The organism is Enterococcus sp. DIV1411a (assembly GCF_050531945.1).
Taxonomy (GTDB): Bacteria; Bacillota; Bacilli; order Lactobacillales; family Enterococcaceae; genus Enterococcus_B; species Enterococcus_B faecium.
Genome location: NZ_CP172892.1, coordinates 408,468 through 432,290, shown reverse-complemented (window position 1 = coordinate 432,290; position 23,823 = coordinate 408,468). Strand labels below are relative to the sequence as shown.

The following is a 23,823-nucleotide window of genomic DNA, read 5'->3' as shown; positions in this document are numbered from 1 at the left end:
AATAAAATCTGTTCTTCATTTTACTACTTCATTTATAGAAATAAAAGCCTTGACTTTATCTGCTCCTTAAAAGCTACTTCTCTAAAAGTAGCCAAAAGTAACTCCTATTCATGAAAATAAAGGCTGTGACAAAAGTCTTGTCGCAGCCCTTTTTTCAAATAAACAGTATTCTCCTGCCAACACCTCGGTCACAAGTGGCAATATTCATAAAACATGAAAAGCTGTTTTTTAACATTATTCCTTGTAACTCAGAGCTAAACGGGAGACTCACAACCTCTTTATGCTCTCAACATTTTATCTGTTTTTATTCTTCTATTGTACTTGATTTGCGTACAACTAACTGCCAGTGCAGATTATGAGCGGTATCATTGTCTTCTACTGCGCATTTCATGACACGTATCATCACACTATTTTCATAGATTTTTTCTATTTTTCCTTTTATTGGTGATTCAAATAAATCAGATTTAAATGCATATGTTTCGCCGACTTCAAACAATTGTTCATTTTCCATAAGAATCCCTCCATCACCTTTTATAAGGTCAGTAATTTTTTTAACATAAATCACTCGAAAAAGCACAAACTTGTCATAAAAAGTACTTTTCGTATCAAAACTGTCACTTTTTTTGGTAAGGTTCTTGGAAAACGAAGATTTTTTTAGGAAATCATGACGGGTTTGATGTCAAAACCACTTTTTATGAAACAAAAGACGTTTTTTATTTTTTTTAGCATAAAATTTGTGGTGGAGGTACGTATGAGATGAAAGATAAAGTTGTGAACAAATTATTAGAAGCCTTATTCAGCGGAGACAAATCGGAAGAAGATATGGTGTATGTCCAAGTAAAATTTGCCTTAGAAGTTTTATTGAATAATCTTGGAAAACTAGCGGTCGTTCTAGTCTTTTCTCTGGTGACAGGCTCATGGGCGGAAACAGGAATCACCTTTCTTTCTTATATATGCATCCGCAGATATGCTTATGGATTGCATTCCGACTCTGAATTCGTTTGTCTGCTGTGGACACTACTTTATTTATGGGGCGTTCCCTTGGTGATGAAACATCTGCAATTGACTATCTCCTTCCCAATGATGGTCTTTTTGTTAATCAGCTGCTTTTTGTTACTGCTTCGCTATGGATCAAGAGGTACAGCAATCAATCCCATTGAACCCGAGAAACGTCCCCCATTATTAAAGAAGGCGATCAGCATGTTTCTAATTTTTTCTCTCATTACTTTATTTTCTCAGCTTCTTACTTTTCTACCTATTTGCTACTTGGGATTGTTTTAGAAATAGCTACGTTGCTTCCTATTACAAACTACTTGATGAATTTTGGAGGAATCTTTCATGAAAAAAACAATCATTAAACAATTAACTAACTTATCTGACTTTTTTGTATCTGGCTGCTGCTTTGGTATGAGTTCTGAATTCAAAATCCCTGAAAAATTAAAAAAATAATACGCTAATTGTGCTATAATTTGGTAAAAATCAATGGGAGCTGTACTTTATGTTTTTATGGTCCATAGCGTTGCAATATTTGATTTACACAATTTGTATCTTATTGATTGACCATCACATCCGATACAAATATCTGTTTGCGGGAGTCATTCTGATTTCTTGTATTTTGATTGGATGGATCTATTCGATTTTAGGGATTTTTACTGCTCTAATTGCTATAGGAATGCTGATGCTTACTTTTTTCTTCTTTTCGACTTCGCGTCAACAATTGGTTTACGCCCTTCCTTTTGGGTTATTGACGTCGCTTTTAGGAGATCACTTAACAAGCATCGGCGATTTTTTTGTTTTGAAATCTTCGGTTATTGAACCAGGAGATTCATTGCAGTATTTTCACATTGCCTTATCCGCTTTTTTATCTGCTTTATTAGCTTTTTGTTTTAAAAAAACGTTAGAGACTTGGTTTCACACTGTGGACCGCCGTATGATCGGTAAGATCGGGACATTGATATTATTTACATACTATATCATTATTTTTTATACCCGTTTTTCTGGTGAAACACCTGATGTCTTAGCTTTGAATACGAGTTTTTTCATTCTATATCTGTGTGTTGGCCTGATCATCTTGGTTTATTATTGGAAAATCTCTAATAAGAAATTAGCTGATCAGTTATTAGAGCAACAAGTCAGGATGCAACAGGATTATATCAAAGATCTAGAAAAAAACTATCAAGACTTGAGAGAATTCAAACATGATTACCAAAATCTGCTTTTTTCTCTTCACAGCTATATTTCAGAAGGCGACTTAGAAGGATTACGGTCTTATTATGATCAAACGATATTACCTACACGCCAGATGATGAACCTTTTTCCGGCCAATCTAAGTATGTTGGATAATATGAAAGTTCCTGAGATCCGTAGTTTACTGTCATTAAAACTCATGATGGCACAGGAAAAAGGGTTGGTCGTCCAGCTTCATTTTCCTGAGCCAATCGAACTGGATACGAAACATACGGTAAACCTTGTACGTATGCTTGGTATTATCTTGGACAATGCGATTGAAGGAGCTAGTGCTGCAAAGAAGAAAAAAATCGAATTGACCATACTCAAGAAGAATCATTCCGTGATGATTCGTGTGATCAATACAACAACAAATACATTGCCGTTAAACCAGTTGAAACAAAAAGGGTTCTCAACAAAAACAAATCCAAAAAACGAAGGCCTTGGCTTGTTTATCTTGGATGAATTGACAAAGACCAATCCTTATCTTTTCCTTGAAACATCAATTGAAAACCAGCGTTTTTCTCAAACGATTTATATACAAATAAAATAAAGGAGTAATGATATGATTCCCATTTATATTTGTGAAGACGATCCAAAACAATTAGAAGTTTTATCAACGGTGATCAAAAATAGAATCATGATTGAAAACTTAGACAGTTATGTCCATATTTCTACCTCTGATCCGGAAGAACTTCTCAATGCAGCCAAGATCAGAACTTCTTCTTTTGGTATTTACTTTTTAGATATCGAACTAGAAGACAGTGAAATGGATGGTGTAGCGATCGGTAAATTGATCCGTGAATTAGATCCTTTAGGAAAAATAATCTATGTGACTTCCCATACGGAAATGTCGATGAAAATCTTAAAAAGCAACATTGAACCGACTGATTATATCGTCAAAGAAGATCTTTATGATTTAAAAGAAAATGTCGAGCATATCCTGAGCAAAATTTTCGAAGATTTTCAAATGTCCCAGATCCAAAAAGATATCTTCAAAATAGAGTTTAATGATGAGATCAAATTTTTACCGATCAAAGACATCCAATATTTTTCTACTTCGCTAGGAGCACCACATAAACTGGAAGTCCATTTGACTCATGCCCAATTACAATTCTATGAGAAGATCAAAGAAATCGAGAAAATGCATCGGAATTTTATCCGTTGTCATAAATCCTATGTTATCAATACACAAAATGTGCGGTCGATTAATAAAAAAACCAGAGAAGTCACGTTGGCAAACGGCGAGACCATCCCAGCCTCTATCCGTGGATTAAAGAAATTGATTTCATAAAAAGAACCGAATAGTTTGGACCGACTAAATGACCAGCCGATCCAAACCCTTCGGTTCTTTTTTGCCTATCAGTGCAAAAGCATTTCCTGTGCAATTTCACGTCCATCCATTGTATCTGGATAAAATGTTGGCCAATTCTCCATTTCTTTCAGCAATGCTTCTTGACTTTCATTTCCTGCATATAAATGAAAATGTTCGGAGTCAGCCGGTGCAATCGTGTGATCACTGAATTGAATATATCTAAAAGCGCCACTTTCCTTATCTTCTGCTTCGAATAGATACCTTACGCCACGGTTTCCTGCCTCGTAGGTCAAGATTTCTTTCCCTACATAACGATAATTTGAACGTTTCGTTGTTCCATCCTTAAACGTAAATGCCATCTCTTTCTCACTGATCTTGATTGAAGCAATATCTGTTTGATAGCCCTTCGTATAATATTCTTTATATTCTTGTGCTGTCTTATCCTGATTCAATTTTTCTTTATATTCAAAAACAGGATCAAATGTCCCATCTTCTATATACGTATCTACTGTTTGCCAAGTTCCTGCCCAATCTGAAAGAGAGCGATCTTGTACATCCTCGTCTTCGAAATAACCGTTATAGACGCTCTTTTCTTTTTTGGGGGTCAAAGTATCTTCTAACGGGTTTTCTGTCTCTGTCGTTTTTTTCAACGCTTCGAGGTTTGATTCCATGATAGAAAGATAGTTTTCTCCATTTTCTATTTGTTCATTCGTCAATCCCTCCAAAGGATTCAATACTTCTAAAGATACACCTGCTTCGTTTGCTAACGTTCTGGCAATACTATCTTTGGCGTTTTCTTCAAAATAAATATAGTTGATTCCATGTTCTTTAACAAAGTGTTTCAGTTCAGCAATTCTCGCCGCAGACGGTTCTTCACTAGAAGAAAGATCAGCAATCGATACTTGATTCAATCCATATTCTAATGCCAGATAGTTGAATGCAGCATGTTGCGTGACAAAAGATCTTTGTTTTGCTTGCTTAAAGGTTTCTTGATAAAGCTGATGGAGTGCTTGAAGTTTCTCGGTATAGGCTGCTGCATTTTTTGTCCATACTTCCTGTTTTTCTGGGTAAGCTTCAATCAGCTGATCACGTATGTTTGCTACCTGCTTGATTGCTAAACTTGGAGCTAGCCATACATGTGGGTCTAGCTCGTGTGTATGGCCTTCTTCCCCGTGTTCATGGTCATGATCATGTCCTTCTTCACTTCCCGGAAGTAAAAGCATACCTTCTGTCGCTTTTATCGTATGGACATTGCCTTCTTGTAATGTTTTTTGGATTGCGGGGACCCATGTTTCCATGTTTTCATCATTATAAACAAAGATATCTGTATCTTGGATCTTTGCCATGTCTTTAGCAGAAGGTTCATAATCGTGGGAATCAGTCCCTGCTGGAATCAATAACTCTACTTCTCCTTCATCCCCGACGATTGCTTTTGTAAAATCATACATAGGATAAAAGGTCGTCATCACGCTCAATTTTTCTTTACTGTCCTCGGCTTTCCTACTTGCCCCGCAAGCAGTTAACATACCTGCTAAAACCAGCATGGCCAATATACCTATCAATCGTTTCATTTATGACACTCCTCTTCTCATCTTCTTTCATTTGAATGTTCCGATTCGTCTTTCGCAAACCGTAATAGTTACGTTTTATCAACAGGATTTAATTTATCATATGGTTAAAAGAACTGTCAAGCGTTTTCTTATTTTAATTGATGAGAAAGTTTATATGAATGATTGACGATATTTTTGCAATCAACCTCTATCATTTTCCTTTTATACCCGCTTTTGTCTATAATGAAGTTATAGATAAAGGAGGAAAAAGAGTGAAAAAAGAAACAGATACAACGAATCGTTTGATCCGCTTTTTAGGAGGAAAAACCTCTTACTATGTTTTAGGAATAGTTATCTTACTTGCGCTGATCATTTATTTTTTCCATCAGATCTCGTTTATATTCAAGCCTGTCGGGATCATTATCGCTACTATCTTGCCCCCATTATTGTTTGCACTGATCTTGTATTATCTTTTGGAACCAGTCATCAAACGTTTGAGCAAGCACCTTTCGAGGAACTTGTCAGTCATTATCGTTTATGTGATTATTTTATTTTTATTGGGGCTTGGAAGCGTATGGCTTGTTCCTTTTCTTGAAGAACAGGCAAAGACATTGATCAGTAGTTTGCCAGATTTGTTTCAAGATTTTCAAGAGAGTCTCCGACAATTTTTGGAGAAAACACCTTTTGCCGATTCATTTAATCAATTTTTCGCTTCTATTGACGACGTGACGTCTGATATAGCTGGATTTATTGGAAATTATTGGGAAAGTGGCGCACAACGGATCAGCAACATTTTTTCAACTGTTACAGCTATTTTTATTACTTTATTTACTGGTCCAATTGTCGCTTTTTTCCTTTTGAGAGATCCTCAAAAATTTTATCAGTCAGTTTTAGCGATTGTCCCACCAGCATTTCGTACAGATTTTAAAAATTTGACAAAGATTGCTAATCAACAATTGGGTTCATTTCTAAAGGGGCAAATCATTGCTTCATTTATCCTTGGAGCAGTCTACTGGGTTTGTTTCTTACTGATCGGATTAGAATTTGCTAGTGTTTTAGCTATTTCTGCTGGGTTGTTATGTATCATTCCATATATTGGGCCGTTTATCGCCTTCTTTCCAGGTTTGATCATTGCATTCCAAGACTCTACTTTTATGGCTGTCAAATTTGTCATTGTCTGGTTTGCCGTACAACTTCTCCACGGTGACTTGGTGATTCCTCGAGTAATGGGTGATCGTTTACAGATCCATCCGATTACGATCTTAATCGTTTTACTTGTCATGGGTGATCTAATGGGAATTGTGGGCGTTATTTTTGGTATTCCTATCTATACGTTAGTCAAATTACTCGTTACTTTTATTTTCCGTAAATTCAAACAACGCTACAATAAATTTTATGGCGATAAAGGAGAGTATGAAAACTCTTCATTTTCTGAAGAAGATTATTTTAAATAAAACACAAAACGTCGATCTTACGAGAATAGCTCGTAGGAACGACGCTTTGTGTTTTTGTTTTAATTTTTCAGCAAAGCAATTGCCTGGTATGGTTTTAGCTCCAGACTTTGATGAAGAACAGTATCGGAATAATTATCGATAAGAATATTGGCTTCTGTGAATCCTTCTGGGATGGCGATCCTTGTATCTTTATCATAGAAATTTGTTAATACAAGCAGCTGCTGTCCTTCAAATTGGCGAAGAAAGCCATAAACTTCCGGATGATTTGCTTCATAAGAATGATAATCTCCTTGTGCAACGATTGGATATGTTTTTCTCAGCCGAATTAATTTCTTGTAATAGGACAAAATAGAATCTTCAGAAGATAGTTCTTTTTCTACATTAATCTCTTCTAGCTTGCCTCCAACTTTTAACCAAGGTTTCCCTGTAGTAAATCCTGCTTGTTCTGTGTCTGACCATTGCATGGGTGTTCGAGAGTTATCGCGAGATTTTGCTTTGATCCGACGAAACGCTTCTTTTTCTGTGAATCCTTGTTCAAGGAGTAACTTATAAGCATTCAAACTTTCTACGTCAATATAGTCGGAAATCGATGAATAGTCTGGGTCGATCATGCCGATTTCTTCTCCCATATAAATATAGGGCGTCCCACGGTTCAAATGGATCATGGTTGCTAGCATCTCTGCTCCTTGTTTTCGATACTGATCGATAGCTACAAATCGATTTAGCGCACGTGGCTGATCATGATTATTAAAAAATAGAGCATTCCAGCCGTTACCCTCACTCATCTTTTCTCCCCATGTATGAAATAGTCGCTTTAATTCTGCAAAATCAAATGGAGGAGTAGACCATTTATTCCCATTTTCATAATCGACTTTCAAATGATGGAAATTAAAGACCATTGATAATTCTTCTCTACTAGGTTCTGTATACAAGATACAATTTTCGATCGTCGTAGAGCTCATTTCACCGACTGTGATGATAGTGGAATCCGTCCCAAACGTTGCTTGGTTCAATTCTTTTAGATACGTATGGGTGATTGGTTTGTCCGTATATTCAGGTTTGCCATCATTTTCTTTATTATTTTTCAATTGTTCGTCTTTACCGATAACATTGATAACATCGAAACGGAATCCTTTTACCCCTTTTTCCATCCAAAAACGAACAACTTTGAATAGTTTCTCTCTTACTGCTTGGTTCCGCCAGTTCAAGTCAGCTTGTGTCCGATCATATAAGTGCAAATAATATTTCCCCGTATCTCCAAATGGCGACCAAGCACTTCCACCAAATTTTGATACCCAATCCGTTGGCTCTTCTCTTAAAATGAAGAAGTCCTGATAATGCTGGTCCCCTGCTAGTGCTTTTTTGAACCATTCATGTTCTGTCGAAACGTGATTCAGCACCATATCGAGCATGATTTCTATCCGGTATTTCTTTGCTTCGGCTATTAGCTGTTCGAATTCCTCCATCGTACCAAAGATAGGATCGATGGCTGTGTAATCAGAGATATCATAACCGTTGTCTTTTTGAGGGCTTGGATAAATAGGGTTTAGCCAAATCATGTCGATGCCTAGATCATTCAGATACGGGAGTTTTTCTTTGATTCCTTTTAAATCTCCAATTCCATCACCATTACTGTCTTTGTAAGATTTGGGATAGATTTGGTAAATGACTTTGTCTTTAAATGTCATGGATATTTACCTCCATTCAACTGATTTATTACCTACCACAACTTATATATACAAGTTATCATTTATTATTATAACTGAACCGAAAGCGTTTGTAAAATTTATCTTTATACATTCTAAGAGGTCTGTTGCCCAATAAAAAACAAGAGATCAGACATGTATTTGTCTATCCTCTTGTTTAAAATAGCAAAATATTCTTGTTTCTTCTATAAATGGTGCTCAAAAGCTTTTATCTACGGCAATCAGTCTTCTCAAATGTAAAACATGAGGAGCTAATTTTATTTGAGTATTCTTTTTGCTCGATGCAGGACAGCTTTTTCACAACCTCTGATTCACGGTGTTCAATTAGCAGCTGACCCTCGTTATTAGCTCAAAACGCTGATTTCACAACCTCTTCCTTAAGCGGTGTTTAAAAGCTTGCATCTGCGGTAATACGCCCAATCAAACGAAAAATATGAGAAGCTATTTTTGTTTGGCTGTTCTTATTACTTGATGCAGGACAGCTTTTTCACAACCGCTGATTTCACAACCTCTGTTTTTATTCATTCGATTTCAACGCATCAATCATATCGATATGCTTTAATTTGAAATGGGTAACGATCATCACAATAACCGTGAATACGATAGTTAATCCTGCTGATAAGACATAAGCCCACCATGTGATCACTAATGGAAAGATGACATTCTCCATAGACGCTTGTTGCAAGATGAAGTCAGTCAATATATATCCTACACCAAATCCTCCGATGATTCCTAAAAGAGTAAAGATGATATTTTCTCGAACAATGTACATCGTGACTTCTTTATCAAAAAATCCAAGGACTTTTATTGTAGATAATTCGCGTACACGCTCGGAAATATTGATATTAGTTAGATTATACAAGACGATAAAAGCCAGCAGTCCTGATAATACGACAAAGATTAAGACAACCGAGTCTAAGTTCGCCATTGATTCTTCTTGCGTTTCGATTTGTTTGGACATGAAAGACGTATTTGTCACAGCGTCTGTGGCAAGCAGTTTCTCGGAAAGCATTTCTTCTTCTTTCGTTGTCATCTTATCTGTACGCAGCAAAAATGCATTATCCATCATCGATTGATCAGTAACTGAAGCATAATATTCAGGAGACATATAAATAAAGCTACCTAGATAGTTTTTCACGATTTCTTTTACTTCGACTTTCCATTCTTTTTGATCTTCATCATAAAGCGAAATATGATCTCCTGTAGATAAGTCAAATAGTTCTGCTGCTTTTTGCGTAATAGCGATTCCTGTTTTAGGCAAGGAGCGTGGGTTCTCTTCAAGATCAGTTAAATGGATAAAACGATCCAAATCAGCTGTTTTACTTGGTACGATCACTGTCAGACTTTGCGAAGCATGTCCTTTTTTTCTCAATTCTACGGTTTGAGTATGAATAGCTAGGATCTCATTTACTTTTTCTTGCTTCTGCAGCATATCCGCTGCTTTTTGACGACTATCTTCCGTGGATGAATCCAATGTAACGATTGCTTGATAGTCAATGATCGGTCCAAATTGTTTGGCTGAGACAGAACTTAGAGAATCTTTTAATCCCACGCCTGCAACCATCAGCCCGGCACATCCAGCAATTCCGATAATCGCCATAAGCATTCTTGACTTATATCGGAAGAGATTTCGGTAACTGATTTTTTGATTAAAGCTAAGGCGTGACCACAGCGGAGTGATGTATTCAAGAAAAATGCGTTTCCCTGGCTTCGGTGCTTTCGGTTGAAGCAATGCAGCAGGCCGTTCTCTTAAATCTTTGAATAAAACGATCATTGCAGCGCCAAATGCGGCAATGAAGAATGCGGCAGCTGCTTGTAAAATCGGCGGCCAGTCATAAAAAATAAGCGCACTCCCAATATCATACCGCTCGTTAGACAGCTCAAAAATGATCCTTGGCAAAAGATTCGTTCCTAATATCGTTCCTAAAACAATGCCTATCCCTGAGGCTAGACTTGCATAGATTGCATATTTTTTTGCGATTTCAACTTTCGTATAACCTAACGCCTTTAATGTCCCGATTTCCCTGCGGTTTTCTTCTACCATACGTGTCATTGTCGTAAAGGTGATCAATGCGGCAATAAAGAAAAAGAAAACAGGAAAAACATTAGCAATCGCAGCGATACGATCAGACAGATCACCAAATTCTTGAAAACCGACATTTTCTGAACGTTCATTGTATAGGTATGATGGTTTAGTTAAATTTTCAATTTTTTCTGCATTTCGATTCAATTCTTCCTCTGCAGAGGCCAGTTCACGTTCTTTCTCAACTAATTGCCTTTCTTGTTCAGCAAGTTGAGCTTCTTGTTGAGATAATGTTTGAACAGCGATTGTTCGTTGCGCTTCAGGAAGCTGCTGGATAGCTGCTGACTGTTGCGCTAACTGTTTTTTAGCATCTTCTAACTGTGTTCTTCCCTGTGCTATTTGTGCTTTGCCTTCTGTTATTTTTTGCTGTGCTGGTTCTAATTCTTCGTTGGCCGATTTTTTCAGCTCTTCTAAGCGTTCTTCGGGTCGATCTTGTAAATACTTTTCTGCCTTTTCTTGATTTTGCTCCATTTTATCTTTGTAAGCTTTGCTGTACGTATTCAAATTCTTTACGTTTGTAAAATCAAGATATAAGACAGAATAAATATCTGTTTTAAAAGCGGATTCAGGCAAATAGACAAAATAATCGACGCTACCATTTCCGATGTTCGCGTATCCTCTCTCCAAATTGTTGATGAACAATGGAGAACGGACAAAGCCCGTGATGGTATACTCTTTTTCTTTCAATTCATCTGAATCAATCTGATAAATATCACCGATTTTATACCCTTCATCTTCCGCTTTTTCATCCAATACAAGCTGGTTTGGTTTTTCCGGGAGTTTTCCATCAGTTAATTGTAGCTTGTTCTGCTTGTTATTTTTGTTATAAGAAAATATTTGAATCACTTCGTTTTTGCCAGTATTGGAATAATAGATCTGTTTTCCTGTTTCTACTTTTGCATCTGGGATCTTTTCTGCTTGAGCAATATCTTTTTGTGTCAAGCCACCAGTAGAAACGATTTGCAAATCAGAAAGTCCTGCTGTACCAACATAGTGATCCATCGTTTTTTGCATGACAGGTCCAGCAGTTTTGACACCTACAAATAAAAGTGTTCCTAGCATGACAATAAGGATGATTGCAATGAATCGTCCTTTAGATTGCCGAATTTCGCGAAAACCTGCTTTAAGATATGTTCTTGTTTTCATAAAATCCCCCTACCATACAATCTCATCAATGGATGAAGGATGATCATTTAATTCAACAGACCTTACTTTAGCATCATTAATGTGAATGACTCTATCAGCGATGGGCGCTAAAGCAGAATTATGTGTAATGATCAAAACGGTATTGCCGTGTTGTCTGCTAGCGTTTTGCAATAATTTCAATACTTGCTTGCCCGTTTCAAAATCCAGCGCGCCTGTCGGTTCATCACATAAAAGAAGTTTGGGATTTTTAGCTAGTGCACGAGCAATTGAAACCCTCTGCTGTTCGCCTCCTGATAATTGGGACGGAAAGTTATTCAATCGATGAGCTAGGCCCACTTGCCTCAATACCTCTACAGGATCAAGCGCATCAGGAGAAACTTCCGTTGCCAATTCCACATTTTCTTTTGCTGTTAGATTAGGAACGAGATTGTAGAATTGGAAAACGAACCCTACATCTGTTCGTCGGTAAGCAGTAAGCTGTTTATCTGAAAATTGCGCAATATCTGTGTCATCAATAATGATCTGACCTTCATCAGGTGTATCCATCCCACCTAAAATATTAAGAATCGTTGACTTTCCTGCTCCACTTGGACCAAGTATAATCACTAATTCGCCTTTTTCAATTGAAAAAGAAATATCGTCATTTGCTGTAATGGTCGTTTCTCCCATTTTGTATCGTTTGTATTCATTTTTTACTTCGACATACTTCACTCTGATTCCTCCATTTTCACGATATTTCTCGCTATATCTATGCATCGAATGCGTTTTCTCACACTTATTTATTTTACCACTGAATTTCTCTAGACTAAAGAAAGGAATCCTTTATTTAGTTGACAAATAAACGATTTATGATTTACTTACATAAAAAACATTGTTATTTGAAAGAAGGAACATCATGAATGATTTAAAGGAAAATATGATTTTTGATTTATCAAAAACTGCTTTTGTCGCGATCGACATGCAAAAAGGGATCGTAAATAACGGTACACTCTCTCCACACACTGCACAATCTATTCTGACAAACAATGATTTGTTAGCAAAAACATTGAAACGTACCGCTGCCTTGAAAGTTTTAGTGAATGTAGACATCACTACTTTCTCTTATCTAAGTCATCAGACAGATGCTGGAGGAATATCTGCTTTGTCTGCTCCGGCAGAATTCACTGACTTGTTGTTGAAGGATTCCTTGAAAGATACAAACAATATGTTGACTATCACAAACTACAATCCAAGTGCCTTTTTTGGTACTTCTCTTGATCTTCAACTTCGCCGGCGTGGAATCGAAACTATCGTTTTAAGCGGTGTAGCGACAACAAAGGGTGTATATGCTACTGCATTAGATGCCTTCCAACATGGGTATCATGTCGTACTTGCTGAAGATGCTTGCAGTGATCGTGACAAAGAATCCCATCAATTGTTCATAAAAAAGATATTTCCGAAAACTGCACGAGTACGCTCAACGAAACAAATAATCGAAGCTATCCAACAAAGCAAATAAGTACTGGCACACGTGATTTTCATTTACTTCTTTTTGATTTCATGGGAAAATAACCACAGGATTTAGATAGGAGTATGAACATGGTGAAAAAAAAGATCACAATCAAAGAAGTCGCTAAACTTTCCGGCGTTTCAATCACAACTGTCTCCTTGATATTAAATGGAAATACGGAGAAATTCAGTCCGAAAACTGTTCAGAAAGTTTTAGCTGCCAAAGAAGAATTAGGCTATCAGCCTGACTATTTTGCTAGACAAATGATTACCAAGGAAACGAAAACAATTGGTGTACTCGTTCCTGATATCACGAATCCATTCTTCAGTACACTGATGCGAGGAATTGAGGATATCTTGTATAAGCAGAATTTCGTCACGATATTATGTAATGCTGATTCTGATCATCAAAAAGAAATCGAATATCTAGCCGAGCTCACACGTCGAGGTGTGGATGGATTCATTATCGCGACTTCTGCTGTCTCTACAGATGCAATCAACGAAAATTTGAAAAAACAAGGCCGGCCCTTCATTGTTTTGGATCAGAAAAAATCTGAAGGATTTAGTGATGCCGTACGAACAGACGATTTTCGCGGTGGTTACCTAGCGGGCATGCACTTGCTTAGTCTAGGTCATCAAACGATCGCCCTTGTCTATCCTGAAAATCCGCCGGAAAATGTCCACGCTCGGATTGAGGGGTTTAAATCTGCTCTTGATGTTTACCAAATCTCTCACGACCAACTGATCCTCTTACCTACACAGTTCTCAAAACAAGGTGGCTACCAAATCACAGCAGAACTTCTTGATTCTGCTGCAACTGGTGTGTTTGCTTTAAATGATGAATTAGCTTTTGGATTATATCGCGGATTAGAGGAATCTGGAAAAAGCATTCCTGAAGACTACAGCATTATTGGCTATGATAATATAGATATGTGCGAGTATATCAAGCCGAAACTGACAACGATCGCACAACCGATCTTCGAATTGGGACAAACATCTGCCAAATTATTGTTAGATCGGATCCAATTCCCAGAAAAAGAATGGGAAGAAAAAAGATTACCTGTACGATTAGAAAAAAGATTTTCAACTGCACCCTTGAAATAGCTTTCAAGGTGTGCTATATTTTTATCGAACTATTAAAACGTTTTACTAAAACGTTTTAAAAAATAATTTTTCCCATCAAAATAAATGAGATAGTTGGAGGTTTGTAAAATGAACACGGTTACAGTAATTGGAAGTATTAATATGGACACTACCCTTCGTTTAACCAACATGCCCAAGCCAGGCGAAACAATGCATGCGCATGAGATTTTTCACGCTGGCGGAGGTAAAGGTGCCAATCAAGCAGTGGCAGCCAAACGTTCAGGCGCACGGACATCTTTTATTGGAGGCGTTGGGGCTGACAGCGAAGGACAACAGTTATTAGATCTACTGACAAAAGAAAACATCGATACATCTGGGATAGCTGAAATCCAAGGCGCCACAACCGGACAAGCAATGATTATGGTAGACGCAGCAGGAGAAAATAGTATCTTGATCCATGCAGGTGCAAATAATGCTTTCCATGAACAAGAAGTCCTAAAAAACAAGCAACTGATTACAAACAGTGACTTTATTATTGCTCAGTTTGAAAGTAGCTTAGATGCGACGATCCTAGCTTTTTCTATTGCAAAAGACGCAGGAAAAACAACGATCCTGAATCCTGCACCAGCTCGTGAAACGATCCCTACTGAACTACTTGAAAAAACAGATATCATTATACCAAATGAAACAGAAACAGAAATCATTACAGGAATCAGAGTGACAGATCATAACAGTTTGGTCGCAGCAGCCGAAAAACTCCATGAATTAGGTATTGGAACAGTAATCATTACACTAGGCAGTGCCGGCGCTTTCTATCATACAGAAAAAGAACACGGTATCGTCCCTGCTTTTAAAGTGGATGCCGTTGACACAACAGCCGCAGGTGATACATTTATTGGCGCATTAAGCAGCACACTTCAGCCAGACCTTAGTAACTTGAAAGAAGCGATCCTTTATGGAAATCTAGCCTCTTCTGTTGCTGTGCAGTCTTATGGTGCGCAACCTTCTATCCCTTACCGCGAAGCTTTAGAACAATCAGCAGTCTAAAATTAACAATGAGAGGAAGAAACAAACATGAAAAAAGGAAAAGTAATCAATTCAGATATTTCACGAGTAATCGCACAAATGGGGCACTTTGATAAATTAAGTATCGGGGATGCAGGCATGCCTGTCCCCTTTGGTACTGAAAAAATAGATTTGGCTGTCTCAAACGGTCTTCCAAGCTTTTTATCTGTTTTAGAAAACGTTTTAGAAGAACTTGAGGTACAATCGATTGAATTGGCGGAAGAAATAAAGACAATGAACCCGGAAATATTGGAAAAAATCAAATTATTGTTACCAGATACACCGATTAGCTTTATCCCACATGAAGAAATGAAAAAAGAGTTGAATAACTGTCATGCATTTATTCGTACAGGCGAAATGACACCTTACGCCAATATTATATTAGTGAGTGGAGTGGTCTTCTAATGGAAACGACAATGAATCCTGAACAGATGGTACTGTCCGAGCAGATTCATATGCTGATTGAACAGTTGGGAGGAAAAGACAATATTGATTCTGTCCTTCCATGTGCGACTCGGCTTCGTATCAAATTGAAAAAACAGCCAGTAGCCAATGCAGAAAAATTAAAACAGCAAATCCCTTCCATTAAGTATTTCATTTTACTCGATAGATATGCAGAAATAATCATGGATCAGGGATTGGCTCCTGCTTACAAGGAATTAACGCGTCAAATCGATCATTCAGCTCCTAAAGAAAAGCTAAATCCGATCGAAAAACTATTTGGTTTGATATCGGAAATCTTTACGCCGATCATTCCGCTGTTTGCCGGTTCTGGTATATTAAAAGGTCTGGTTGTTTTAGCGACTACGATTGGCTGGCTTAGTGAAACAAGCGGAACTTATCATATTTTGTCTGCTGCGTCGAATGCCGTCTTTTATTTTCTGCCAATCTTTCTTGCTTTTTCTGCCGCCAAAACGTTTAAAGTGAATGGATATATTGCGGCTGTCATTGCTGCAGCACTGATTGAACCGAATCTGACCTCTTTACTTTCAGACAGTGGCAAAGCAGCTACTGATTTTCTGGGGATTCCTGTAGTACTGATGCAGTATACGTCTACTGTCATGCCGGCGATTTTAGGTATTTTCTTTTATTCTTTTGTTGAAAAATTCCTCAAAAAATATATTCGCGAAAATATGCAATTAGTATTTGTACCTTTACTTTCATTAGTTATCACGGTTCCTTTGACGTTAATGGTATTCGGGCCTGCGGGTGTTTACCTTGGCGAAGGGTTAGCTGCCGCAATTACTTGGATGATGGATATTAACGGACCGATCAGCGGCGCAATCATCGCTGGTGGTTGGAATATTTTGGTAATATTTGGTATCCAATGGGCTGTAAACCCTGTCATGATCAGTAATATCTCTGCTTATGGGTTCGACCGAATCGTTCCGTTGACAGGAGCAGCCAATTTTGGAATGGCTGGTGCAGCTTTAGGTGTATTTCTACGAAGTAAACGTTCAAAAACTCGTTCGATCTCCGGTTCTGCTTTTGCTTCGATTTTACTTGCGGGAGTGACCGAACCAACTGTTTACGGAATTGCGATCCCATTGAAAAAACCATTTGTTGCTGCTTGCATTGGTGCAGCTGCTGGTGGAGCTGTAATGGGATTTGCCCAAGTGAAAGCGATCGCTTTTGTATTTGGTAGTCTGACCACATTGCCTGCATTCATTTCCGGTACTTTTTTCTGGTACTTAGCAGGACTGGCTGTTAGTCTAGTCGTAGCAATGATTACTACTCTCGTTAGCGGGTTTGATGAAGACCTAATGTCTTATGAATAGTTAATGAAAAAGACTGAAGTATGAGATGTTTATCACATATTTCAGTCTTTTTCTTTTTAGGATCATTATTTTTATAAATTTTTGTGATACTTTCCAAACTTTGGTATAATTTACATATGCATAACCATTTTTATCCCCACTTGTTTATCCCCAAACAAAGGTGGTCTATGCAATAAAATGAACGTCAATGAAAAACGAATGAATGCTCGTTGCTTATTTACAAATTGTTTTATTTAGAATACACAGACAGATTTATGAAAAGAAAAAGCTTTTCGACACGATTATCTGTTCCAAAAAATGTCTAATGAATGCTGAATAAGACAGAAAATCAATGAAAGGAAAAGGACTAGTTTATTATGAAAAATAAAAAAACGATACGTTTGCTAGCTGCTACTTGGCTGATTGCTCCGTCTGTTTTGTCGACCAATACCGTATTTGCCGTAGATAATCAAACAGCTGATCAAACAGTCACAACAGATACGACTACATCCAGCTCAGCTACTAGTGAAACAACGGATTCTTTTACAGAAGACCCAACTGGAACAACTAACTCAACAACAGGATCGACCGAGCCAACTGAAATTGATCCGGCTGATCCATCAGAAAATGAAAAGCCAGCCGAGACATATTCCCTTACAATTGCTCCTTCTTTGATTGGTAAGATCCAACTGACTGCTTCGACAGCGGATTCCCCTGAACAGCAACCTTTGGATATTACGGAAAGTGGAACGGTAGAAGGTTTATTAGCGGAAACGAAGGTAACTTACACTATTACGCCAGCTGAAGGTGAACAAATTGCTTCAGTCGCTGTTAATGGTGCCAAAGAAGTAAATTATGATGCAAAGACCTTTACAGTAGGTACGAACAATTTATCTATTACTGCAGAATTTGAACCTGTACCGGATACTTCAACAGAGAAACCAACTGATCCTAGTGAAGAAGTCCCTAGTACACCAGATCCGGAAACGCCAAACAAACCAGATGTGGGTAATAACAACAATAATAATGGTTCAAATAATTCAAACAATAATAACAATAATTCGAACAGCGGGAATTCTTCGAATCAAACAAACCCATCTGGATCGAATAACAATGGAAATACTCAGAGAGAACCAAACCATCCAAACAATGGTTCATCAAATGGCGGAACGAACAATGCTTCATCTCGTCCAAATACAGCAAATCAAAGCGGTATAGAGAATCCATCTTCTGCTTCTTCTGATTTTGTTGTAAAATCACCAATTGATGCTGTATTGCCTACAAATACAACGAATGTCCAACAAGCAATCGTTCGAGAAGCATTCAAGCATCTTGGAAAACCATATGTATGGGGAGCAAAAGGTCCAAATACTTTTGACTGTTCTGGTTTGACTTATTACGTATATATGAAAGCAACCGGTCATTATATCGGTGGCTGGACAGGCGAACAGCAATATGCAGGTACACAGATTCCAGTAAGTCAGGCCCAACCTGGTGATCTCGTCTTCTGGGGACCTTCTTCTGGTGTTACCCACCACGTAGGTATCTATATTGGGAACGGACAATTTATCCATGCGCCTCAACCAGGAGATAAAGTTCGAGTAACTTCTATTTCAGATTTCACGCCTGATTTTGCTGTCCGAGTAAACTTAGCAGGTTTACCTGCTGCTTCAGGTTCGCTGACAGGCGGCTCATCTATTTTAGATGGATTAGATGGCTCGTTCCATTTCAGTCAAAACCAAACAACTGATCAGTTCTTGAAAAAGATTGCAGATGATGCACAGGAAATCGGGCAAAAAGAAGGAATCTACGCATCAGTCATGATGGCTCAAGCTATCCTTGAAAGTGGATCTGGAAACAGCTTATTATCAAGCGAACCAAATCATAACCTTTTTGGTATCAAAGGATCATATAAAGGAAGCAGCGTGACCTTCAATACACTTGAACAAGATAGTTCCGGACAAAGCTACCAAATCCGCGCACAATTCCGTAAATATCCTTCTTACAAGGAAAGTTTGGAAGACTATGCCGACTTGATCAAAAATGGACTGACTGGCAATCCTGATTTCTACAAACCAACTTGGAAGTCGGAAACAAAAGACTACAAAGAAGCAACCAAATATTTGGAAGGACGTTATGCTACAGATCGCCAATATTCACAAAAATTGAACGCGATCATCGAAGCGTACGACCTGACAAAATATGATGAACCGAAAAAAGAAGCAGCAACAACTGAAGAAGCAAACGCTGAAATCCTCAATATGTCTAAGCGATTCGATGTGCCAATCAAATGGACAACAGATGGCGTGCCAATCACAGGATTAGAATTTTCAACGATAAAACGCGTCAACAACGCTTCTTCCATCTTCCGTGTCGCTTCAATCTGGGATTTGTGGAACAATTTTACGGCAAGACAGATACCAGAAACAACTACTCGTACAGTTAAAGCTGCAACTGTTCCTGTACTAACCTTGTTAAGTTTAGACAAATCATTCTGGCTTGATCTGCCTTTAAAGAAATAGAATAAATTAAAAAGGGGATGTGACACTGTCACACTCCCTTTTTAATTTATTCTATTTCTTTATATTTATTTTGTATTCCGTTACAAACTCGCGTACTTGGTTAGGTTCCAGAGTGACATCTCCAAAACTTTCAAGTCGCTCCGCTCCTGGCAGTTCTTGAGTCTCAAATGTGATACCGCCATGATTTACTAATTTATTCCCGCGCATTTCCGGTCCATCTTCTCCAAAATTTGCTGTAAAAATCACGATTCCTGAAGCATCTGTTTTTACTTGGATCGATACTTTTTCATCTGGGCTTGTCAATTCCGCAGCATTTAGTAAACCAGATTGTTTTTTCAACAAAAATGGATGATCGATACCGCCCACTATCATTGATTGGCGAAAATCACTGGCAAAGACCTCACCTAATTTTTTAGGACGTTGGAAGTCAAATGCTGTGCCACTTACTGAAACTACTTCTCCTGTAGGCGTTGTATCTTTATTGAGCGTAGCAAATAATCGGCTATTCAACCAAAGTATATGTTCGTCGATTGACTGTGCTGGATCACCGGTTAAATTGAAATAGACATGATTTGTAGGATTGAATACTGTTTTGCGGTCACTGATCCCTTGGACCGTCACTCGCCATGTATCATCGTTCGTCAGCGTATACCGTACTTCTACATCTAAAGTTCCAGGAAATCCGTTTTCCATGTCTGGGCTAGTCTGATAGAAAATGACCGATGCTTCGTTTTCACCATTGATGACTGTATAATGCCACTGCTTGGCTTCAAAGCTAGGTGCACCACCATGTAAACAATGACCAGTGTCCGGGTCTGTTTTTACTTCGAACGTTTCATCATCTAATTTGAATGTGCCATTCGTAATCCGTCCAGCCATACGTCCGATTGAAGCACCGATATAAGGGTCTTTTTCTAGATATTCTTTTGCTTCATCAAAACCTAAGATCAACTCTCGTTTTTCATTATCGATTATTGTTTGAAAATGAACAACCCGTGCCCCAAGATCACTGACAGACAAAGATGTCCCATTTTGATTCGTGATCGTAATCAAGTGATAGTTTTCGCCAAAATTTTGTTCATTGATTTCCATGTTCCTTGCACCCTCTTTTCTTTCATTTGCACTGATTCCAGTATACATGGAAACCGTTTTCTTAACAGCTTATTCCGTGAGTAACGAGAAAAAATTTACTATATTTTAATAAAAGACCGTGAAAAAAAGGTTGTGACAAAAATATTGTCACAACCTCTTTTTCCGAACAAACGGTGTTCAAAAGCTTGCATCCGCGGTAATAAGCCCAACCAAACGAAAAATATGAGGAGCTATTTTTGCTTGGCTGTTCTTATTACTTGATGCAGGACAGCTTTTTCACAATCTCTTTTTCAATACGATTCCAGTATATAACCATGTCGTCAGTACATAGTAGATGAAATACAATACGAAGAAGATCGTAAACGGAACCCAAATATCTTTGTATGGATCTTGCATGAATAGACCAAACATTTGTAATCCGAATAAGACATGGACTACACCTAAGATTCCTGGTGCTAAGAATAACACGCCTACTTCTCTACGGATCGATTGTTTAAGCAACCCGCGTCGTGTTCCTATCTTTTCAAGCATTTCATAACGAGCAATGTCACTCTTGCTTCCTGACAAGATCTTGAACATCAAACAGCTAGCAAGCATGGTCAAGAAAGCTAAACCTAGGAAGAATCCCATAAATTCAAAACCAGAGAATAGACCATTATACACTTCATACATTTCATATTTCTGGTTGCTGTACTCTACTTTTTGCAAAGATGGATTGTTCATTTTATTTTGAGCAACAAGTGTTTCGATTGGTTTCAGGTTTGCTTGGAAGTCTTTTACCTGAACTAGCTGTAAAGTGGATTGTGGCAAGTTCAGTTGATCAAATTCTGATTGACTGACTACCTTGATTTCTTTTTCTTGCTGTTCCGGCAATTCATAGCTTCGAAGTTCCTCTTGTACAGTCAGTTCATTCATTTTTTCAGCAGGAACTTTTTCTTTCGTGATCTTCGGCGGTGTTCCATCTTCATGTTTTATCATGATCAATGGTTGAGCCGCAAATTCACTTGCATTATAGTAAATCGTTCCCGCATCTTCTTTTTGAGTATAAGAAGCAGAAAGTGTTGGTGAAAGTTCTTTGATTTTTTGCTGATCTTCTGCCCGAGGATTATTCATCACTAGATCATATCCAGAATTGTTTTCTGTCAAGTCTGCAATTTCATTTTTAAAACCTAATCCTACCGTCAAAGCGCCCAGTGCCAAGGCAAACAGCATAGCGACCATTGAGAGCATTTGTGTATATTCACGAATACGAAAGTTTAACTGTGACAATGTGAAATTGTTCAATTTTTTCAATGAAATCTGTTCTGATTTCTTTAGTAATGATAAAAAGAAAATGATCACAGAATGGAAAATGAAATAAGTTCCTAATACGATCGTAACTAAGGCTACTCCTATACCAAAGACTTGATAGGTCCCCACGTGTTTCATCATATAGTAACCGCAGCCTAGAAAAGCAATTCCCAGTACTACTTCAAGGAAAAACAAGAATTTATGCTGCTTGATTCTTGTTGGTGTCTGATCCGCACGAATCAATGCTAATATCGGTTTTTTGACAATCGAAAAAGCATTGACAACAGCAGCTAATAAAAACAAAACAGCAAAAAACAAAACAGTGATCAACAACCCGTGAATACTAAAAGGTGTAAAATGCGAAATATTGAGATCTAACTGATCCACTAATAATCGGTGGACGATACTTGTCAATCCTACACCGACAGCTGAACCCACTAAAGTAGCTGCGATCCCTACTAAGAATGTTTCAGAAAAAATCATCTGTGCGATTTTTCTGCCTTTTGCTCCTAGCATCATAAACATTGCATAGTCTTTTTGCCGCATCGTCATCAAAAAGGAATTTGCATATAAAATATAAACGAATGTGATGATCCCTAGTAAAACAGAACCGAATCGGAAAATGATAACTGTAGCCGCAACGATCGTATTACTTTTCAAAAAAGCTTCGTTGCTTGCCATTGATTCAAACATGTAAAAAATAGCAGATGCCATAACTAATCCTGAGAATAACACCAAGTAGTCTCTTAAACGGCTCTTGATCCCAGTAAGTGATAATTTCCAAAGCATAGTCAATCTCCCCCTACTGTTCCAAGTTTCCAAGAATAGATAGTATTTCTCGATAGAAGGAATCACGGCTTTGATCTCCACGTTTCACTTCTTGATGGATACCGCCATCCTTGATGAATAAAATACGTTGGCAATAACTTGCAGAAAACGGATCATGCGTCACAAGAAGAATCGATACATGATCTTTTGTATTCAATTCATCCATCGTATCTAAAAGATCCCGGGCACTTTTGGAATCCAGCGCACCTGTAGGCTCATCCCCTAATAGAATCGTTGGTTGTGTGATCAATGCACGTGCGGCGGCGACCCGTTGTTTTTGTCCACCGGAAATCTCAGAAGGATAGCTTTCCAAAATATGAGAGATGGATAAACGTTCTGCAATTTTTTGGACACGTTGCTTGATTTCTTTTGGTCTGACGCCTTGTAAAGAAAGAGGAACAGCGATATTTTCTTGTGCTGTCAAGCTTTCTAATAAATTGAAATCTTGGAAAATAAAGCCAATCTCATTCGCACGAAAATCTGCTAGTTGATTTCCTTTTAATGTGGTCACATCTTTTTGATTGATTCGGATATGCCCATCTGTTGGTTTATCTAATGTGGATAAAATATTCAAAAGTGTCGATTTACCAGAACCAGAAGCGCCCATGATCCCAATAAATTCGCCTTTTTCTACATCGAAGCTGATGCCGCTTAATGCTTGCGTCTTTTTCTCATTGTTTTTTCCGTATACTTTTGTTACATTCTGTACTTCGACTATTTTGTTCATTTCTTTCCCTACCCTTTAATTAGTTTTTCCAGTGCTGTTTTCGGCACGTCTTTTTTTTCGACTTCTTCATACGAAGTGACACCTTTATTTTTGTTCCAGGTGATTTTTAAATATGCTCCTTTACGAAGCGGTCGAGTCAATTGTCCCTTGAAGTCCAGTTCTTTTTCCTTACCCTCTTTCGTATAGCCAGGCAGGATATATCTATAGTTGACTGTTTCTTGTCCAGAGTCTAACTTTGAAACTGTTTTTGTACCATCTGTCGTAATTTGTACATAGTATTCTTCTCCACCCATAACTACGTAATCTGCGATTTTCACCCCTGCAAGTACCACAACGATGAAAACAAGTAGACCGATCAGAAGTTTTTTCACTTTTTCCCCTTCTCTCTTACTTTATATACTGATTATAGAAAAAAGCGAACAATTCTGCCTTCGAATCAACTATCATTCTTCTTTCAATTTTGTCATTTTCTTTAAAACAACTAAAAAAAG

General features: G+C 37.9%; 18 protein-coding genes and 1 pseudogene. 10 read left to right on the top strand and 9 right to left on the bottom strand.

What is annotated here, in order from left to right; translation table 11 throughout:
* Positions 1 to 304 precede the first annotated feature (304 nt).
* The gene (locus IGJ87_RS02060) at positions 305 to 511 is read right to left on the bottom strand and encodes a hypothetical protein (protein ID WP_002286271.1); all 207 of its coding nucleotides are present in this window, start codon (positions 509 to 511) and stop codon (positions 305 to 307) included.
* A 245-nt stretch (positions 512 to 756) separates the two neighbouring features.
* Here IGJ87_RS02060 and IGJ87_RS02055 point away from each other — a divergent pair.
* From IGJ87_RS02055 to IGJ87_RS02045, 3 genes and pseudogenes are all read left to right on the top strand, one after another.
* Positions 757 to 1,358: pseudogene (locus IGJ87_RS02055) on the top strand (accessory gene regulator B family protein).
* Between the two features lie 140 nt (positions 1,359 to 1,498).
* Positions 1,499 to 2,779, top strand: coding sequence for a sensor histidine kinase (locus tag IGJ87_RS02050; RefSeq protein ID WP_002325890.1), 1,281 nt, complete (start codon positions 1,499 to 1,501; stop codon positions 2,777 to 2,779).
* 12 nt (positions 2,780 to 2,791) lie between these two features.
* Positions 2,792 to 3,520, top strand: a complete 729-nt coding sequence (locus tag IGJ87_RS02045) for a LytR/AlgR family response regulator transcription factor (RefSeq protein ID WP_002286278.1) — start codon at positions 2,792 to 2,794, stop codon at positions 3,518 to 3,520.
* A gap of 68 nt (positions 3,521 to 3,588) precedes the next feature.
* Here the strand turns inward: IGJ87_RS02045 and IGJ87_RS02040 are convergent, their stop codons facing one another.
* The gene (locus tag IGJ87_RS02040; protein ID WP_002324374.1) at positions 3,589 to 5,112 is read right to left on the bottom strand and encodes a zinc ABC transporter substrate-binding protein AdcA; all 1,524 of its coding nucleotides are present in this window, start codon (positions 5,110 to 5,112) and stop codon (positions 3,589 to 3,591) included.
* A gap of 158 nt (positions 5,113 to 5,270) precedes the next feature.
* Here IGJ87_RS02040 and IGJ87_RS02035 point away from each other — a divergent pair, with 158 nt between their 5' ends.
* Positions 5,271 to 6,545: an AI-2E family transporter gene (locus tag IGJ87_RS02035; protein WP_002298490.1), complete on the top strand. Its 1,275-nt coding sequence runs from the start codon at positions 5,271 to 5,273 to the stop codon at positions 6,543 to 6,545.
* 59 nt (positions 6,546 to 6,604) lie between these two features.
* On the opposite strand, the gene treC is transcribed toward IGJ87_RS02035, so the two are convergent.
* From treC to IGJ87_RS02020, 3 genes are all read right to left on the bottom strand, one after another.
* A complete protein-coding gene (gene treC / locus IGJ87_RS02030) occupies positions 6,605 to 8,233 on the bottom strand; it encodes an alpha,alpha-phosphotrehalase (protein ID WP_002298488.1) in 1,629 nt (542 codons plus the stop codon).
* Between the two features lie 535 nt (positions 8,234 to 8,768).
* Positions 8,769 to 11,480 carry an FtsX-like permease family protein gene (locus tag IGJ87_RS02025; RefSeq protein ID WP_002298486.1) on the bottom strand — a complete coding sequence of 904 codons (2,712 nt, stop codon included), beginning with the start codon at positions 11,478 to 11,480 and terminating at the stop codon, positions 8,769 to 8,771.
* 9 nt (positions 11,481 to 11,489) lie between these two features.
* Entirely contained in the window at positions 11,490 to 12,191 is a 702-nt protein-coding gene (locus tag IGJ87_RS02020; RefSeq protein WP_002296067.1) for an ABC transporter ATP-binding protein, read from the bottom strand.
* 184 nt (positions 12,192 to 12,375) lie between these two features.
* Between IGJ87_RS02020 and IGJ87_RS02015 the strand changes: the two genes are divergently transcribed.
* From IGJ87_RS02015 to IGJ87_RS01990, 6 genes are all read left to right on the top strand, one after another.
* Positions 12,376 to 12,978, top strand: a complete 603-nt coding sequence (locus IGJ87_RS02015) for an isochorismatase family protein (RefSeq protein WP_002298485.1) — start codon at positions 12,376 to 12,378, stop codon at positions 12,976 to 12,978.
* 80 nt (positions 12,979 to 13,058) lie between these two features.
* Positions 13,059 to 14,072, top strand: coding sequence for a ribose utilization transcriptional repressor RbsR (rbsR, locus tag IGJ87_RS02010; protein ID WP_002298484.1), 1,014 nt, complete (start codon positions 13,059 to 13,061; stop codon positions 14,070 to 14,072).
* A gap of 108 nt (positions 14,073 to 14,180) precedes the next feature.
* The gene (gene rbsK / locus IGJ87_RS02005; protein WP_002286294.1) at positions 14,181 to 15,098 is read left to right on the top strand and encodes a ribokinase; all 918 of its coding nucleotides are present in this window, start codon (positions 14,181 to 14,183) and stop codon (positions 15,096 to 15,098) included.
* A 27-nt stretch (positions 15,099 to 15,125) separates the two neighbouring features.
* Positions 15,126 to 15,521: a D-ribose pyranase gene (rbsD, locus tag IGJ87_RS02000; RefSeq protein ID WP_002286295.1), complete on the top strand. Its 396-nt coding sequence runs from the start codon at positions 15,126 to 15,128 to the stop codon at positions 15,519 to 15,521.
* The gene (locus tag IGJ87_RS01995) at positions 15,521 to 16,894 is read left to right on the top strand and encodes a PTS transporter subunit EIIC (RefSeq protein WP_002286296.1); all 1,374 of its coding nucleotides are present in this window, start codon (positions 15,521 to 15,523) and stop codon (positions 16,892 to 16,894) included. Before rbsD ends, IGJ87_RS01995 begins: the two co-directional genes overlap by 1 nt.
* Before the next feature lie 356 nt (positions 16,895 to 17,250).
* Positions 17,251 to 19,395, top strand: a complete 2,145-nt coding sequence (locus IGJ87_RS01990; RefSeq protein WP_002325891.1) for a glucosaminidase domain-containing protein — start codon at positions 17,251 to 17,253, stop codon at positions 19,393 to 19,395.
* A gap of 51 nt (positions 19,396 to 19,446) precedes the next feature.
* On the opposite strand, the gene IGJ87_RS01985 is transcribed toward IGJ87_RS01990, so the two are convergent.
* From IGJ87_RS01985 to IGJ87_RS01970, 4 genes are all read right to left on the bottom strand, one after another.
* Complete coding sequence (locus IGJ87_RS01985) at positions 19,447 to 20,487, bottom strand: aldose epimerase family protein (RefSeq protein WP_002286298.1); 1,041 nt, start codon at positions 20,485 to 20,487, stop codon at positions 19,447 to 19,449.
* A gap of 276 nt (positions 20,488 to 20,763) precedes the next feature.
* Positions 20,764 to 22,566: an FtsX-like permease family protein gene (locus IGJ87_RS01980; RefSeq protein WP_113787944.1), complete on the bottom strand. Its 1,803-nt coding sequence runs from the start codon at positions 22,564 to 22,566 to the stop codon at positions 20,764 to 20,766.
* Between the two features lie 13 nt (positions 22,567 to 22,579).
* Positions 22,580 to 23,332: an ABC transporter ATP-binding protein gene (locus IGJ87_RS01975; RefSeq protein ID WP_002286304.1), complete on the bottom strand. Its 753-nt coding sequence runs from the start codon at positions 23,330 to 23,332 to the stop codon at positions 22,580 to 22,582.
* Between the two features lie 8 nt (positions 23,333 to 23,340).
* On the bottom strand, positions 23,341 to 23,703 hold the full coding sequence (locus tag IGJ87_RS01970) for a YxeA family protein (protein ID WP_002298706.1): 363 nt from the start codon (positions 23,701 to 23,703) through the stop codon (positions 23,341 to 23,343).
* Positions 23,704 to 23,823 lie beyond the last annotated feature (120 nt).

Coding starts and splice junctions, on each gene's coding strand:
- IGJ87_RS02060 (WP_002286271.1), bottom strand. CDS start 511: ATGGAAAATGAACAATTGTTTGAAGTCGGCGAAACATATGCATTTAAA.
- IGJ87_RS02050 (WP_002325890.1), top strand. CDS start 1,499: ATGTTTTTATGGTCCATAGCGTTGCAATATTTGATTTACACAATTTGT.
- IGJ87_RS02045 (WP_002286278.1), top strand. CDS start 2,792: ATGATTCCCATTTATATTTGTGAAGACGATCCAAAACAATTAGAAGTT.
- IGJ87_RS02040 (WP_002324374.1), bottom strand. CDS start 5,112: ATGAAACGATTGATAGGTATATTGGCCATGCTGGTTTTAGCAGGTATG.
- IGJ87_RS02035 (WP_002298490.1), top strand. CDS start 5,271: ATGATTGACGATATTTTTGCAATCAACCTCTATCATTTTCCTTTTATA.
- treC (WP_002298488.1), bottom strand. CDS start 8,233: ATGACATTTAAAGACAAAGTCATTTACCAAATCTATCCCAAATCTTAC.
- IGJ87_RS02025 (WP_002298486.1), bottom strand. CDS start 11,480: ATGAAAACAAGAACATATCTTAAAGCAGGTTTTCGCGAAATTCGGCAA.
- IGJ87_RS02015 (WP_002298485.1), top strand. CDS start 12,376: ATGAATGATTTAAAGGAAAATATGATTTTTGATTTATCAAAAACTGCT.
- rbsR (WP_002298484.1), top strand. CDS start 13,059: ATGGTGAAAAAAAAGATCACAATCAAAGAAGTCGCTAAACTTTCCGGC.
- rbsK (WP_002286294.1), top strand. CDS start 14,181: ATGAACACGGTTACAGTAATTGGAAGTATTAATATGGACACTACCCTT.
- rbsD (WP_002286295.1), top strand. CDS start 15,126: ATGAAAAAAGGAAAAGTAATCAATTCAGATATTTCACGAGTAATCGCA.
- IGJ87_RS01995 (WP_002286296.1), top strand. CDS start 15,521: ATGGAAACGACAATGAATCCTGAACAGATGGTACTGTCCGAGCAGATT.
- IGJ87_RS01990 (WP_002325891.1), top strand. CDS start 17,251: ATGAAAAATAAAAAAACGATACGTTTGCTAGCTGCTACTTGGCTGATT.
- IGJ87_RS01985 (WP_002286298.1), bottom strand. CDS start 20,487: ATGGAAATCAATGAACAAAATTTTGGCGAAAACTATCACTTGATTACG.
- IGJ87_RS01980 (WP_113787944.1), bottom strand. CDS start 22,566: ATGCTTTGGAAATTATCACTTACTGGGATCAAGAGCCGTTTAAGAGAC.
- IGJ87_RS01975 (WP_002286304.1), bottom strand. CDS start 23,332: ATGAACAAAATAGTCGAAGTACAGAATGTAACAAAAGTATACGGAAAA.